16 protein-coding genes, 1 tRNA gene and 1 pseudogene are annotated in these 14177 nt (G+C 70.0%); 8 read left to right on the top strand and 10 right to left on the bottom strand.

Annotation, left to right across the window (positions count from 1 at the left end; genetic code table 11):
• Position 1: 1 nt before the first annotated feature.
• Both EEY80_RS10180 and EEY80_RS10175 read left to right on the top strand, forming a co-directional pair.
• On the top strand, positions 2-1096 hold the full coding sequence (locus EEY80_RS10180; RefSeq protein ID WP_205749082.1) for a zinc-binding dehydrogenase: 1095 nt from the start codon (positions 2-4) through the stop codon (positions 1094-1096).
• The gene (locus tag EEY80_RS10175; protein ID WP_126976459.1) at positions 1093-2130 is read left to right on the top strand and encodes an NAD(P)-dependent alcohol dehydrogenase; all 1038 of its coding nucleotides are present in this window, start codon (positions 1093-1095) and stop codon (positions 2128-2130) included. The genes EEY80_RS10180 and EEY80_RS10175 overlap by 4 nt, the downstream gene beginning before the upstream one ends.
• Positions 2131-2415: 285 nt before the next feature.
• Here the strand turns inward: EEY80_RS10175 and EEY80_RS10170 are convergent.
• Both EEY80_RS10170 and EEY80_RS10165 read right to left on the bottom strand, forming a co-directional pair.
• A tRNA-Ala gene (locus EEY80_RS10170) sits at positions 2416-2491 on the bottom strand.
• A gap of 194 nt (positions 2492-2685) precedes the next feature.
• A complete protein-coding gene (locus tag EEY80_RS10165) occupies positions 2686-3012 on the bottom strand; it encodes a TIGR02300 family protein (protein WP_126976458.1) in 327 nt (108 codons plus the stop codon).
• Between the two features lie 166 nt (positions 3013-3178).
• Here EEY80_RS10165 and EEY80_RS10160 point away from each other — a divergent pair, with 166 nt between their 5' ends.
• The 3 genes from EEY80_RS10160 (at position 3179) to EEY80_RS10150 (ending at position 5632) form a co-directional block, all read left to right on the top strand.
• Positions 3179-3937 carry a M48 family metallopeptidase gene (locus EEY80_RS10160; protein WP_126976457.1) on the top strand — a complete coding sequence of 253 codons (759 nt, stop codon included), beginning with the start codon at positions 3179-3181 and terminating at the stop codon, positions 3935-3937.
• Between the two features lie 32 nt (positions 3938-3969).
• A complete protein-coding gene (locus tag EEY80_RS10155) occupies positions 3970-4614 on the top strand; it encodes a GntR family transcriptional regulator (RefSeq protein WP_126976456.1) in 645 nt (214 codons plus the stop codon).
• A gap of 169 nt (positions 4615-4783) precedes the next feature.
• Positions 4784-5632 carry a DUF1194 domain-containing protein gene (locus EEY80_RS10150; protein WP_126976455.1) on the top strand — a complete coding sequence of 283 codons (849 nt, stop codon included), beginning with the start codon at positions 4784-4786 and terminating at the stop codon, positions 5630-5632.
• Between the two features lie 14 nt (positions 5633-5646).
• Here EEY80_RS10150 and EEY80_RS10145 read toward each other — a convergent pair whose 3' ends face one another.
• The 6 genes and pseudogenes from EEY80_RS10145 to EEY80_RS10125 all read right to left on the bottom strand — a co-directional run bounded on the left by EEY80_RS10145 (position 5647) and on the right by EEY80_RS10125 (position 10364).
• Positions 5647-6657, bottom strand: coding sequence for an FAD:protein FMN transferase (locus EEY80_RS10145; RefSeq protein WP_126976454.1), 1011 nt, complete (start codon positions 6655-6657; stop codon positions 5647-5649).
• Positions 6650-6778 carry a PepSY-associated TM helix domain-containing protein gene (locus tag EEY80_RS20725; protein ID WP_407920729.1) on the bottom strand — a complete coding sequence of 43 codons (129 nt, stop codon included), beginning with the start codon at positions 6776-6778 and terminating at the stop codon, positions 6650-6652. The genes EEY80_RS10145 and EEY80_RS20725 overlap by 8 nt, the downstream gene beginning before the upstream one ends.
• A 46-nt stretch (positions 6779-6824) precedes the next feature.
• Positions 6825-7262, bottom strand: a pseudogene (locus EEY80_RS10140) (PepSY-associated TM helix domain-containing protein); the annotation flags it as partial.
• A 1-nt stretch (position 7263) separates the two neighbouring features.
• Positions 7264-7773: a DUF2271 domain-containing protein gene (locus EEY80_RS10135; RefSeq protein ID WP_126976453.1), complete on the bottom strand. Its 510-nt coding sequence runs from the start codon at positions 7771-7773 to the stop codon at positions 7264-7266.
• Positions 7770-8318: an EF-hand domain-containing protein gene (locus tag EEY80_RS10130; protein WP_126976452.1), complete on the bottom strand. Its 549-nt coding sequence runs from the start codon at positions 8316-8318 to the stop codon at positions 7770-7772. The genes EEY80_RS10135 and EEY80_RS10130 overlap by 4 nt, the downstream gene beginning before the upstream one ends.
• 84 nt (positions 8319-8402) lie before the next feature.
• Positions 8403-10364, bottom strand: a complete 1962-nt coding sequence (locus EEY80_RS10125; RefSeq protein WP_126976451.1) for a TonB-dependent receptor plug domain-containing protein — start codon at positions 10362-10364, stop codon at positions 8403-8405.
• A 288-nt stretch (positions 10365-10652) separates the two neighbouring features.
• Between EEY80_RS10125 and EEY80_RS10120 the strand changes: the two genes are divergently transcribed.
• Together EEY80_RS10120 and EEY80_RS10115 are read left to right on the top strand one after the other, a co-directional pair.
• On the top strand, positions 10653-11126 hold the full coding sequence (locus EEY80_RS10120) for a carboxymuconolactone decarboxylase family protein (RefSeq protein ID WP_126976450.1): 474 nt from the start codon (positions 10653-10655) through the stop codon (positions 11124-11126).
• On the top strand, positions 11116-11979 hold the full coding sequence (locus EEY80_RS10115) for a sigma-70 family RNA polymerase sigma factor (protein ID WP_126976449.1): 864 nt from the start codon (positions 11116-11118) through the stop codon (positions 11977-11979). The genes EEY80_RS10120 and EEY80_RS10115 overlap by 11 nt, the downstream gene beginning before the upstream one ends.
• A 63-nt stretch (positions 11980-12042) precedes the next feature.
• On the opposite strand, the gene EEY80_RS10110 is transcribed toward EEY80_RS10115, so the two are convergent.
• Positions 12043-12504, bottom strand: coding sequence for a carboxymuconolactone decarboxylase family protein (locus EEY80_RS10110; RefSeq protein WP_126976448.1), 462 nt, complete (start codon positions 12502-12504; stop codon positions 12043-12045).
• Positions 12505-12637: 133 nt separating this feature from the next.
• On the bottom strand, positions 12638-13378 hold the full coding sequence (locus EEY80_RS10105; protein WP_126976447.1) for an SDR family NAD(P)-dependent oxidoreductase: 741 nt from the start codon (positions 13376-13378) through the stop codon (positions 12638-12640).
• A gap of 80 nt (positions 13379-13458) precedes the next feature.
• Between EEY80_RS10105 and EEY80_RS10100 the strand changes: the two genes are divergently transcribed.
• Positions 13459-14112: a TetR/AcrR family transcriptional regulator gene (locus tag EEY80_RS10100; RefSeq protein WP_126976446.1), complete on the top strand. Its 654-nt coding sequence runs from the start codon at positions 13459-13461 to the stop codon at positions 14110-14112.
• The last annotated feature ends 65 nt before the right edge of the window (positions 14113-14177 follow it).

Here is a 14177-nt window from a genome sequence, read left to right as displayed (position 1 = left end):
CATGACCCGAATTCCCGAGACGATGCAGGCCGTTGTCTGCCACGGCCCCGGCGACTACAGGCTGGAAACCCGTCCCGTCCCGCGCCCCGGTCCCGGCGAGGTGCTGGTCAAGGTCATTGCGGCCGGGATCTGCGCGGGCGACGTGAAATGTTTCCAGGGCACGCCGATGTTCTGGGGCGATGCCAACCGCAAGCCCTATGCCGAAACCGATGTGATCCCCGGCCACGAATTCGTGGGCCGCGTCGTGTCACTGGGCGAAGGCGCGGGCGATCGGCACGGGCTGGCCGTGGGCGATGTGGCTGTCTCCGAACAGATCGTGCCCTGTGGCGAATGCCGGTTCTGCCGCGAGGGCAATTACTGGATGTGCCAGCCGCATGACCTGTACGGCTTTCACCGGGTCACGCAGGGATCCTGGGCGGACTACATGATCTACCCCGCCAAATCCCGCAACTACCGCCTGCCCGACGGAATGGACCCGCGCCATGGCGTCTTCGTGGAGCCGCTGGGCTGTTCGATTCATGCGGTGAACCGCGGCAATATCGGCTTCGACGACACGGTAGTGATCTCGGGCTGCGGGGCGCTGGGGCTGGGCATGGTGGCGGCGGCGCGGATGAAGAACCCGGCACGGCTGATCGCGCTGGACCTGAACCCGCACCGGCTCGAACTCGCAAAGCGCTGCGGCGCCGACATCGTGATGAACCCGGCCGAAACCGATGTGGTGCAGGCCATCCGCGACCTGACCGAAGGCTATGGCTGCGACGTCTATATCGAGGCGACCGGCGCGGGCAAATCGGTGGAACAGGGCCTGCTTGCGATCCGCAAGCTGGGCACCTTCGTCGAATTCTCGGTGTTCAAGGACCCGGTCACGGTGGACTGGACCATCATCGGGGACAGCAAGGAACTGAACATCCACGGCGCGCATCTGTCCCCCGGCACCTACCCCCATGCCATCCGCATGATCGCCGAAGGCCGCCTGCCGATGGAGGAGATCCTGACCCATCGCCTGCCGCTCTCGGGCTTTCGCGAGGGGATCGACATTGCCGCCGACGGACGGCGGTCGCTCAAGGTCATTCTCGATCCGGAGGCCGCAGCATGAAAGCGCTGGTTCTGGAAAGGCAGGGCGTCCTGTCGCTGCGCGACATCGACCTTCCGACCGAGGTGGGGCCGCATGACGTGAAGATCGCCGTCGATACCGTGGGTATCTGCGGGTCGGACGTCCATTACTACACCCATGGCAAGATCGGCCCGTTCGTCGTGACCGCGCCGATGGTTCTGGGCCACGAGGCCGCGGGCGAAGTGATCGCCGTCGGTGCGGCGGTGACCCATCTCGCCGTCGGCGACCGTGTCTGCATGGAGCCGGGCATTCCAGATCCCAGTTCGAGGGCGGCGAAACTTGGCATCTACAACGTCGATCCGGCCGTCAGATTCTGGGCCACCCCGCCCGTTCACGGCTGTCTGGCGCCCGAGGTCGTCCACCCCGCGGCCTATACCTACAAGTTGCCCGATACGGTGAGCTATGCCGAAGGCGCGATGGTCGAGCCCTTTGCCATCGGCATGCAGGCGGCGCTGCGGGCCAGAATCAGACCGGGCGACATGGCCGTGGTCACGGGGGCCGGGCCTATCGGGATGATGGTCGCGCTGGCCGCCCTGGCCGGGGGCTGCGCACGGGTGATCATCTCTGACCTCGCCCAACCCAAGCTCGACATCATTGCCGCCTATCCCGGCATCACGCCGGTCAACCTGCGCCGGCAGGCGCTGGCCGAGGTGGTCGCGTCGGAAACCGCGGGCTGGGGCGCGGATGTGGTGTTCGAATGTTCGGGTGCAGCGCCCGCCATTCTGGGCCTGCCCGAGCTTGTGGCGCCGGGGGGGACCGTCGTTCTGGTGGGAATGCCGGTCGACCCGGTGCCGTTCGACATCGTGGGCCTTCAGGCGCGCGAGGCGCGGGTGGAAACCGTGTTCCGCTATGCCAATGTCTACGACCGGGCGATCGCGTTGCTGGCCTCCGGCAAGGTGGACCTGAAGCCGCTGGTGTCGGCCACCATCCCCTTCGCGGACAGTATTGCCGCCTTCGACCGGGCGGTCGAGGCGCGTTCCACGGATGTGAAGATCCAGATCGCCATGCCGGGCTGAGGCTTCGGCCTCACGTTTCCGAGGGAGGGGCCGGGCGCAGGTGCGCCCCCGGGCCCACCGGCGCCAGGTCCCCGGCAAAAGGCTGATATCCGGCGCGCCGGTCTGCCAACGGGCGACAGTCAAGGTGCGCATGGGGTGGGGAGAGCAGCCGGCTGGCGGCGTGGCACGGCGGTCGCGGCGACCGGCCTGCGGCAATCGCCACCGCCGACCCCGCGAGGACATGGACGCAACGACAGGAAAGGCGCCCGACGGGGCGCCCCTAACATCGTGCAATCAGGAGAGATTTGGTGGAGCCAAGGGGAGTCGAACCCCTGACCTCTTGAATGCCATTCAAGCGCTCTCCCAACTGAGCTATGGCCCCACCGGAGGTCCGGGCGATGACTGTGTCGCCGCCCGTGTCGCGCCGTATAGGCAGTTGCCGGGCGGGGTGCAAGCGGAAACTCCGGCGTGCCGAAAATCTTCCGCTCCGGCGGTTCCGCCGCGCCCGGCCCGGCGGCCGCCATGGCCGCAGGCCGGGCCGCACGCGCGGGGACGCGGCCCCGCGCAAGGGGTGGCTCAGCCCTCGTCCTCGCCGCCGGCGACGTCGGCGATCTCGTCCAGCGAGACGTTGTCGTCCTCGTCATCCTCGAGCAGGTCGTCGTCCAGATCGACATCGCCCGAATCGTCGTCCAGGACCTCGTCGTCGTTGATGTCGTTTATCTGGTCGTCGCGGTTGCGTACGGCGGCCTTGTCCGCGATCATCGAGCGGCCCCGGCCCGTCAGGCTGTCGAGGTCGACGACCTGCCCGGTATAGGGGCTGACGATCGGGGTGCGGTTCAGGTCATAGAAGCGTTCGCCCGTCGTCGGGCAAATCCGCTTCGTGCCCCATTCCGGTTTGGGCATGTGGGTTCCTCTAGAGCTGGCTTCCGGGATTCGAGGGTGCTTGCCATACCGCCCTGCTGCTGTCAAAGCCTTTCGGAACACGGTGTCGCGCGGGCCGCCGGACCGCCCGCCCCCCTGCCCGCCCCCTGCCCGCCCCGCCTGCCTCCCGCCCCTGCCAGAGCCACCGATGCCCGCCCCCCGGACTGCGAAGACCACCGCAACGCCCCCTGCGACCACCCGCCTGCCCGGCGACCCGCCGCTGGAGATCACGCTGCGCCGGTCGGCCCGGGCGCGGCGCTTTTCGCTGCGGGTGTCGCGGCTCGACGGGCGGATCACCCTGACGCTGCCCCTGCGCGCGGCCGAACGCGAGGCGATCGCCTTCGCCCGCGACCGCGAGGGCTGGATCCGGGGGGCGCTGGCGGGCATGGGGTTCGACCCGGCGGACGGGTTCGCCGGCGCCGGCCCGGCCTTCGGCCAGACGGTGCCCTTCGAGGGGCGCGACCTGACGCTGCTGCCCGGCGCGGTGCGCAGCGCGCGGCTGAGCGAGGCGGGGCTGGTCCTGCCCGCCGATCCGGCGCGGATGCCGGCGCGGCTGGCGGCCTTCCTGCGGCTGGCGGCGCGCGACCGGCTGACCGCCGCCTGCGACCGCCATGCCGCCACGCTGGGCCGCCCCTATGCCCGCATCACCCTGCGCGACCCTCGGTCCCGCTGGGGCTCCTGCACCTCGGACGGGGCGCTGATGTTCTCGTGGCGGCTGGTGATGGCGCCACCGGGTGTGCTCGACTATGTCGCGGCGCATGAGGTGGCGCATCTGGCCGAGATGAACCATTCCCCCGCCTTCTGGGCCGTCGTCGCCCGGCTGAAGCCCGGCTATGCGGCGGATCGCGACTGGCTGCGGCGCCATGGCGCGGGGCTGCACCGGCTGCGGCTGGAGCCCGCCGCTTGACGGCGGCGCGCAAGCTGTGATCACGCTCGGACATGCAGAAACCCGCCCGCCCCGCCGAACCCGCCGCGCATGAACGCCTGTATCGCAGCCTGCGCCAGCAGATCATGCATGGCGAGCTGGCGCCCGGGCAGGCGCTGACCCTGCGCGGGCTGGCGCGGCAGCACGACCTGTCGATGACCCCCGCGCGCGAGGCGCTGCGCCGGCTGGTGGCCGAAGGCGCGCTCAGCCTGTCGGCCTCGGGCCGGGTGACGACGCCGGAACTGTCGAACGAGCGGATCGAGGAACTGGCGATGCTGCGCGCGCTGATCGAGCCGGAACTGGCCAGCCGCGCCCTGCCCCGCGCGCATCTGGCGCTGATCGAACGGTTGCAGACGATCAACGCCGCCAATGCCGAGGCCGTGGCCCGGCGGGACGCGGTGGGCTATATCCGCACCAATCTGGAATTCCATCGCACGCTCTATCTGCGGGCGCAGGCGCCGGCGATGCTGGCCATCGTGGAAACGGTCTGGCTGCAGCTGGGGCCGACGATGCGCGCGCTCTATGGCCGGTTGCGTCGCAGCGAGGCGCCGCCGCATCACCGGATGATCATCGCATCGCTGAAGGCGGGGGACGAGCCGGGGCTGCGGCTGGCGCTGCGCACGGATGTGACGCAGGGCCTGCGGCATCTGGCGGGCTGACACCGAAGGCTGAACCCGGGGGGCGCCGCGCCGTGGCGCGAACCGGAACCGCCCGGACCTTCGGCAGATGCGGGCCGGACCGGCGATGCGGCGCGCAGGGGCGGCCATCTAGGGGCGCGATGACCCTTTCGTGAATTGCCCGGTGCCGGACCTCGGGCATCATCGGGGCATGAACCCTGCCGTCACCCTCCTTCCCCTGCTGCTGGGGCCGGCCCTGACGCTGGCGGTCCCGCCCTCTGCGGCCCGTGCCGCCGAGGATGTGGGCGTGGGCGTCGAACTGGTGCTGGCGGTCGATGTCTCGCGCTCGATGGACATGACGGAACAGCGCGTCCAGCGGCAGGGCTATGCCGCGGCCTTCCGCAGCGACGAGGTGCTGGGCGCGATCCTGAACGGCGGCTGGGGCCGGGTGGCGGTGGCCTATGTGGAATGGGCCGGCACGCAGACGCAATCGGTGATGATTCCCTGGACGCTGATCGACAGCGCCGACAGCGCCGAGGCCTTCGCCCGCGCCGTCGAGACGGGGCGGATGGGCACCTATTCCCGCACCTCGATCTCGGGCGCGCTGGAATTCTCCACCGCGCTGTTCGAGGATAACGGCTATGCCGGCCTGCGTCAGGTGATCGACGTGTCTGGCGACGGGCCAAACAACCAGGGCCGGGCGGTGACCGAGGCGCGCGACGCCGCCATCGCGCGCCGCATCACCATCAACGGCCTGCCGCTGATGACGAATGTGGGCGATCCCGACAACGGCTTCGGCGGCTGGAGCACGATTGCCGATCTGGACGTCTATTTCGAGGATTGTGTCATCGGCGGCCCGGGCGCCTTTGCCATTCCGGTGGTCAGCTGGGACCAGTTCGCCGCCGCCGTGCGGCAAAAGCTGGTGCTGGAACTCGCCGGCGACATGCCCGGGGCCGAGGGGCCGGAACGCCTGATCCGCGTGCAGGCGGCCGCCTCCTCCCGGGTCGATTGCCTGATCGGCGAGACGCTGTGGCAGCGCCGCCAGCAGATGTGGGAGTGAGGGCGCCCGCCCGGTCAGCCGCCCGATCCGCTCCAGCCCGCCAGGTCCGGCGTCGGCTCGGCAGCCAGCCCGTGGGCGCCCCCGATCCACAGCAGGGCCGGGATGCGGTGCCGGGCCGCGAAGGCGCGGGCGCGGTCGGCGGGCATCGCCATCAGCGCGCTGGCCAGCGCATCGGCCCGCGCGCCGGTGGCGGCAAAGACCGTGGCGGCGCGGACATTGCCGCGCACCGGCGCACCGGTCGCAGGGTCCAGCGTATGGGAGACCGGCTGCCCGTCCCATATCCGCTGCCGCCGGTAGTCGCCGGAACTGGCCATCGCGCCATCCGTCAGCGCGACCCGATGCCGGCGCCCGTCGCCGCCCGGATGCGGTTCGACCTCGATCCACCAGGGGCGGCCATCGGGTTTCAGCCCGCGGGTGACGATCTCGCCCCCGATCTCGATCATGTGGACCGGCGCCCCCGCGGCGCGCAGCGCGTCCGACACGCGATCCGCCGCCCAGCCCTTGGCGATGCCGCCGAGGTCGAGCATCAGGCCGCCGGGCTGGAAGGCGCGGCCCCCGTCCCGATCCAGCCGCAGCCGGGTCCAGCCCGCGCGGGCATGCGCGGCGGCGATCTCGTCCGCCGTCGGCGGGCGGTCGCGGGGCGTAGGGCCGAAGCCCCAGAGATCGGCGAGTTCGCCCAGCGTCGGGTCGAGCGCACCCTCGCTGGCCCCGGCCAGCAACAGTGCCTCGGCCAGAAGGTCCAGCACCGGCGCGGGCAGGTCGTGCCAGCCCGGTGCGGCCCGGTTGAACCGCGACAGCGCGCTGTCCGGCTGCCACAGGCTGAACAGGCGGATGGCCTCGTCCAGCGCGGCCTCGATCGCGGCGGCGAGGGGCGGCGCCTCGCCCGCATGCCAGACCTGCGCCGTCCAGACCGTGCCCATCGTCTGCCCGGCCAGCCGGTGCCGGCGGTCGCCGGGGCCGGCCATGGCCGAGGGCAGCGCCTCGGGCGGGATCAGGATCACCGGCCGGCCCGGCGCGTCAGACATGCGCGACCAGCAGGATCAGGATCACCGGCGCGGCAAGCCCCAGTCCGGTCAGCGGCCAGGTCGAGGGCCGGTTCTTCGCATGGGCCCACAGGATGCCCAGACCCGTCAGCGCGAACAGCACGCAGGCGATCGCCACCGCGTCGATGAAAAGCCGCCAAGGCGACCCCCGCGGCGCGGCCGGTATGCAGGTCGGCCAGATAGGCCAGCCAGCCGTGGCTGGTCCGCTCCAGCACCGCCGCGCCGGTCTGCCGGTCGAGGATCAGCGCCGCCGCGCCCCCGGGCCGGGGCAGGTCGAGGAACACCTCGCGCCGGTCCCAGTCGGCGGGCAGGCCCGCGACCCGGATGCCGAATTCCCGCGCGGCCCAATCCGCCAGCGGCGCGGGCAGGGGATGGCTACCCTCGGGCTGCGCGGCCAGCGGCGCCAGCAGGTCGGCCGGCAGCGGCGCCGCCTGTTCGCTGTGGCGAGCATGGTCGGGGATCAGCCCGGGATGGTTCAGCAACAGGCCGGAGGCCGCGAACAGCAGCAGGCCCGCCAGCGTCACCGCACCCGACAGCCGGTGCCACAGATGCACCTGGCGGACGAAGACCGCGCGTTTCCGTGGCATCTCAGCGCGACACCGTCAGCCGGACCGCGCCCAGTTCGGTCTGGCCCGCCCCCTGCGCCTCGCCCGGGACCGGCCAGTCGAAGGGCAGGCTCAGCACCTCGCGCCCGCCCTTTTCCCGCGCCGCCTCGACCTTCAGCACATAGGAGCCCGGTGGCAGCTCGGCCAGCGGCCCGCCCTCCGCGCCGAAGCGCAGGTCATGCCTGCCCGGCGCCCGGGTGGCGCCGCTGATTGCGTCGGCGGGCAGGTCCAGCGCCTCGCCCTCGGCCCGCCACCACTGGCGCAGCTCCTTCAGCCAGCCCTCGCCCAGATCGTCGCGCAGGCGGGTGTCGTACCAGACAGCCAGCGTCGCCGCCGGCTCGCCCGCGCCCGTCTCGACCCAAGCGGCGAGATAGGGGCGGTGATAGCGCGGCACGTCGAGCTGCGGCAGCTCGATGGCGAGGTCGAGCGCGGCGGGCAGCGCCGGCCCCGCCGCCAGCACCGCCGCCCCGCCCAGAAGGGCAGCGCGCCTCAATTCGACGCCCCGGTTTCGGGTGCGGCTTCGGGCGCATCCGCCGGGGGCGGCGGCAGCGGGTCGTCGGTGGACACCACCCCATCGCCATTGGTGTCGCCGCGGGCAAAGCTGTCCTCGGCCACCATCGCCTGTTCCTCGGCCGACAGCAGCCCGTCGCGGTCGCGGTCCACCACCGCGTGCCGCACATGCGCCTGCTTGATGGCGCGGTCCCAGAATTCGTCCGGTTCGCGGCCCTGTTCGGCATATTGCAGCTTCAGCCGGCCCTCGAACTCGGCCACATATTCCGCTTCGTCCAGATGGCCGTCGCCGTCGGCATCCGCCCCGGCGAAGCGTTCGTCGCGCACCGCGCCGTATTCCGCCAGCGTCACCCTGCCATCGCCGTCCCGGTCATAGCTGGCGATGAAGTAGTCGCGGCCATGCCCGCCGGCGCGGCCGGGCGCGGGGGCCTCGCCCTCCGGCGCGGCCTGCTGGGCGGCGGCGGGAAGGGCCGCCAGCAGGGCGGCGAGGGCAAGGACGGGCGGGGCGAGGGTCGATATCCGGGTCATCGGGGTCTCCTGCGGATGAAAGGGGCGGGAAAAGGGTCCGGCGGGGTCACGAGGGGACGGCCCCGCCGGGGATCGGTCCGGGCGTCAGAACGTCCGGGCCAAACTGAGTTTCAGGTTGCGGCCGGGGGCATCGCGTGTGGCCAGGTGCTGGCGATAGTCGAGGTCGAGCAGGTTCTCGACCCGGGCGCGCAACTCGATCCCGGCCAGACGCCCGTCCTGCGGGGTCCAGGTCAGGCCGACGTTGTGCACCAGCGACTCGTCGGTGGGCGTGGTCGCCCGGTCCATCTCGAAATTGTAGACCGTCTCCCATTTCAGGTCGTAGGTCTCGCCGAACCGTTTGCCCAACCCGACACGCAGCTGATCCGCCGGCTCCTGCGACCAGTAGCCGGTCGCGGTCTCGGGCGAGAGCTGTTCGTCATAGGCGAAGGCCGCGTTGACATCGGCGTAGAAGCCGTTCGCCATCGAATAGGCGGCCTCGATCTCCAGCCCGCTCAGCTCGATCTTCGACACGTTGGAATAGGCGGTGATGTCCCAGACCAGCGACTGATAGAGGTTGACCTTCAGCGCCAGCGCGTCGCCCGGCCCGAATACGTCGGCCGAGGCGTAGGAGGCGCCCAGTTCATAGGTGCGCGCCTTCTGCGGCTGTTCCATGTAGACCGGGTTGGCCATGTCGTCGATGATCGGCAGGCCCTCGGTATAGGCCGCGCTGCCGAAGACCGCGATGCCGTTGTCCCATTCGTGGCGCAGGGACACACCGCCCATCAGCGCGTCGTTCTCGTATTCGTCGTCGGCATACTGGCCCTTGCCCTCGACGCGCTGATCCTCGTAGCGCAGCGCCGGCGTCAGGGTGAAACCGCGCCAGCGGATATCGTCCACCACGAACAGCGCGAAACGGTCGTCGATCCCGCCGGGGGCGGAGCTTTCGTCGGTGCGGTCGCGGCGGCTGAACTCGATGCCTGCGACGAGGTCATGGCTTGTCGCGCCCAGGTCGAAGCGCGCGGTGTTCTTCGCCGTCAACTTGGTGGTGCGATAGCGCGGATCGGCGTCGAGCAGCGGGTTGCCCGGCACGATCGCGGTGCTCTCGATGTCCTGGTCGGCATGGGACAGCGTCACCTCGGTGTCGATCAGCGCGCTGGCCGGATCCCATTCGTAGGACAGCACCGCGGTCCTGCTGCGGATGTCGCGGTCGACGTTGCCGAAGTCGGTGGTACCGAACTGGTCATAGGGCACATCGCGTTCGCTGATCGAGGTATCCGAATAGGACAGGGTCAGTGACTGGTCGCGCGCCGCACCGAAATGCCAGGTCCCCTTCACCAGCCACGAGGGCTGTTCCGTCCCCTCCGCGCCCAGATCGTCGCCGTCGCCATCCTCCTGCCGCCCCAGGTCGCGCCAGGTGTAGTTGGCGAGGAATTCCAGATCCTCGCTCGGCTGCCAGGCGAGGATGGTAGAGGACAGGCGGCCGTGGCCATTGGTGTCGTAGCCCAGCGTCTGCCGCGCCCGGAACCCGGGCGCGCCGCCGGTGAAGTCGCTGGCATCGGCCGTTTCGAACTGGACCATGCCGCCGATCACGCCCGAGCCGTATTCGAAGCTGCCGACCGTGCCGCGTACCACCTCGGCCGTCTTGTAGAGCGCGGGGTCGGTGTAAAGCTGCGTGCCGATGCGATAAAGTTCCTCGCCCCCCACCGTCGCGCCGTCGATGAGGATCAGCACCGACTGGTCGGACCCGTAGGTGCCGGACCAGGCGCCCATGCCGCGGATGTTGATCGCCGAGCCGGTCGCGGTGGAGCCGTTCACCAGCGTCACGCCCGGCACGGAATCGAGCAGCTCGGCCACGCTGCCGGCCTGCCGGTCCTGGATTTCCTCGCTGTCGATCCGGGTCACGGGGACGGCGGTATCCGTCGCCACCTCGCGCTGCGAGTCGACCACGATCGTGTCGAGGAGGAGGGGGTCTTCTGTGCCTGTCGCGCTGTCCTGCCCGAAGGCGGGACCACAGGCAATGATCGCGGCGCCGCACAAAAGCAGCCCGCGCACGGACGTCGGAGCCATGCTGTCACCCTTGGTTCTTGTTGTGTTGTAAGGGGCTGGCTGCGCCGAGTCGGGCGAGGCGTGCAGTGTCCGACTCTTTGATCGGACAGCAGCGGGCGTATGACGTCGGACCATCCTGGTCAACCGCCCGCGCGGGGCGGGGACCGGCCGGCGACGGGGGCCGCGGCTTGCCTGCCGCCGCCCGGCATGGCGCCCGCAGCCGTCCCGCCCGGGAAAAATCTCCGGCGGCCGTGTCACAGCCGGCTTGGCTGCCTCGTCATCGCGGTATCAGATGACAAGGAGATCCTGATGACCGCCCGCATGACCGACCACATGAAACGCGCCGACGCCGGGTTCCGGCCCCTCTTCGCCGTGGAAGCCGCGATCCAGGCCAGCAGCCTTGAGCCGCTGCTGGTTCACCTGGTCAAGCTGCGCGCCAGCCAGATCAACGGCTGCGCCTTCTGCATCCAGATGCACGCGGCCGAGGCGCTGAAGGACGGCGAGACGCCGCTCAGGCTGCACATGCTGCCGGCATGGCGCGAAAGCCCGCTTTATGCGCCGCGCGAGCGTGCGGCGCTGGCCTGGACAGAGGCGTTGACCCGCCTGCCCGAGACGGGCGCGCCGGATGCCGACTGGGCCGAGGTCGAGGCCGCCTTCGACGCCGACGAGCGGGCCTGGCTGACGCTGGCCATCGGCGCGATCAACCTGTGGAACCGGGTGCAGGCCGGCCTGCGCGTGCCTCATGCGACCAGCCTGCCGGGGCCGCGGGCCGATGCGGCCTGACCCCGCCACGACCTTCGAGACGGAGCGGCCGCGGCTGCTCCGCCTCGCCTACCGGATGCTCGGCGCCCATGCCGAGGCCGAGGATGTGGTGCAGGACGCCTATCTGCGCTGGCATCGCACCCTGGACGCCGGCGAGGAGATCGCCTCGCCGCCTGCCTGGCTGACCCGGGCGGTGTCGCGGCTCTGCCTCGACCGGATGAAATCGGCCCGGTCGCGGCGCGAGACCTATCCGGGCACCTGGCTGCCCGAACCGCTGATCGAGGCCGAGGACGACGCTCTCCGGCCCGACAACCTGACGCTGTCGCTGATGCTGGCGCTCGAACGGCTCTCGCCGCTCGAACGCGCGGCCTTCCTGCTGCACGACGTCTTCGGTCAGCCCCTGGACGACGTTGCGGACACGATCGGCCGCAGCCTGGCCGCGACACGCCAGCTGGCCTCGCGCGCCCGCGCCCATGTCAGGCTCGACCAGCCCCGCTACGAGGTCCCGCGCGAGATTGGAGAGGAGATCGCGCGCGCCTTCTTCGCGGCGTGCAGCACCGGCGACGCGACCGCCTTGGCCGCGATGCTGGCCGAGGGCGCGACGCTGCATTCGGACGGCGGCGGCAAGGTGCTGTCCTATCCGAACGTCATCGAGGGTGCGCCGAACCTCGTGCGTCTGTTCATGGGCCTGCACCGCAAGTTCGGAAACGCCATGCAGTTCATCGAGGTCACGGTGATCGACGGGCTGCCGGGCTTCGTCGCCAGGTTCGACGGGCAGTTGCAGACCACCGCGCTCGAAATCGCGGGCGACCGGATCGCCGCTATCTACGTCACCCGCAATCCCGACAAGCTGGGCTCGGTGCTGCGCCACTGACGGCCCTGCCGTCCTGCCGCCGGGCCGGCCCCAGGAATCTGGCCTGCCCGGCGGTGCGCCGCGTCACCGTTCTGCGGGAAGCTCCGGACCATGCGCGACCCGGAAGGCGATCTGCGTCCGGTTCCAGAGGTTGATTGCCCCGATGGCGAAGGTCAGGAACGCCACGTCATCCTCGGTGAAGACCGCGGTCACCTCGGACCAGACATCGTCCGGGGCGCCCTTTTCGGACACCAGTGTCAGCGCTTCGGTCCATGCCAGCGCCGCCCGCTCGCGGGGCGTGAACAGACTGCTGTCGCGCCACGCCGCGACCATGTGCAGTCGAAGATGGCTTTCGCCATCCTTGAGGGCGTCGGCGACGTGGATATGGACGCAGAAGGCGCAGCCGTTCAGCTGGCTGGCCCGCAGCTTGATCAGATGGAGCAGCGAGTGGTCGAGCGGCCCGTTGCGCAGCTCCGTCTCGAAAGCCACCAGCCCCTGAAAGGCGGGGCCGATGCGTTTGAAGTGATCAGTCATGCGTGGCGTCACGGCGGTCTCCTTTGTGATTGGCACAGATAGGACGACGCAGCGACACCCTCTGTGACATGCCGTCAGAGGAAATCGTTCGTTGGGTCTCTCCTTGCCCGGCCCGGGCGCGGATGCCTGACGCGCTTTCCCGGTCTCAACTCAGCGCGCCGCCATCCACGGTCAGGATGGTGCCGGTGATTTGCCGCGCGGCGGGCGAGGCCAGGAACGCGACCGCCGCCGCGACATCCTCGGGCTGGCCATAGCGACCAAGAGGGATCAAGGCGCGCTGAAAGTCGGCGTACTCGCCGTCTTCCGGGTTCATCTCGGTGTTGGTCGATCCCGGCTGCACGGTGTTCACGGTGATATCGCGCGGTCCCAGTTCCTGCGCCAGCCCGCGCGTCAGCGACTGGATCGCCGACTTGGTCATGTAATAGACGGTGCCGGGCGATCCGACGATCCGCTCGGCGCCGGCCGAACCGATGTTGATGATGCGGCCGCCAGCGGGCAGATGCGGGATCGCCGCCTTCGATGCCAGGATCGGCCCACGGATGTTCACCGCCAGTTGCGCGTCGATATCCTCGACCAAGTAATCGGCGATCGGGCTGTAGCGCGCAATGGCGGCGTTGTTGACCAGAATGTCCAGCCCGCCCAGCTGCGCAACCGTGTCTTGGACCGAGCGCTGGATGGCGGCCGGATCGGCGCTGTCGGCCTGGATCGCCACCGCCTTGCGTCCTTTTGCTGTGATCGCTTCCACAAGTCGAGCAGCGCGATCCGCCGCGCGCTCGTAGGTTATCGCCACGTCCGCGCCTTTCTCCGCAAGCGCCATAGCGATTGCGGCGCCGATACCGCGCGATCCGCCCGTCACCAAGGCACGCTTGCCTGCCAGTTCCATCATCTTCGCCACCTTTTTGTATCAGTCGATACAGAATAGGTGGGAGCGTTGCGATCCACTGTCAATGGTTTATGTATTGATCGATGAAGAAAGAACCGACAGCGACGAATGAGGCTGACTGCGCGCCCCGCGCGCGCGGCCGTCCACGCGCGTTCGACCGCAAGGCGGCATTGGATGCCGCAACCCGATTGTTCTGGAAGAAGGGCTATTCCGCCACGTCGATTGCCGATCTGACCGAAGCGTTGGGGATCGGCTCGCCCAGCCTTTACGCCGCGTTCGGCTCCAAGGACCAGCTCTACGCCGAGGCACTCGACCATTATCGCCGCGAAAACGAGGCGAAGGCCTGGGGAGGGTTCTTCGCGGCAGAGACCGCACGCGGCGCCGTGCAGTCCTTTCTCATGGACTCGGCCGCGAGCCTCAGCCAGGCGGTTGCGGGTTGCATGGTCACGCTCTCGGCCGTCGGCTGCGAGGGCAATGCGCAGCTTGGCGCGCTGGTCCTGTCAGCCCGCAATGCCGCGTTCGAGCGGCTTGAAGAGCGGCTGCGGCGCGGCGTCCAGGATGGTGAGATACCCGCCACGGTCGACATCCATGCACTTGCACGCTTCGTCCAAGGCGTTCAGAACGGCATGTCGGTCCTCGCCCGCGATGGCGTCACCCGCGCCGACCTGGAAAGCATCGCCGAGATTGCCATGATGGCCTGGGATGCGCGCGTCAGCGGGCGGAGCGTGACATCCTGAAGAAAGCGGCCGCGTTCCGGCGCGGGAAACCACCTGAGGTTCGCCCTCAACGCCAAGCACCGCCA

Source organism: Frigidibacter oleivorans (genome assembly GCF_003993775.1).
Taxonomy (GTDB): domain Bacteria; phylum Pseudomonadota; class Alphaproteobacteria; order Rhodobacterales; family Rhodobacteraceae; genus Frigidibacter; species Frigidibacter oleivorans.
The sequence above is the reverse complement of the archived record's forward strand: the minus strand, read 5'-3'. Positions and strand labels throughout refer to the sequence as shown.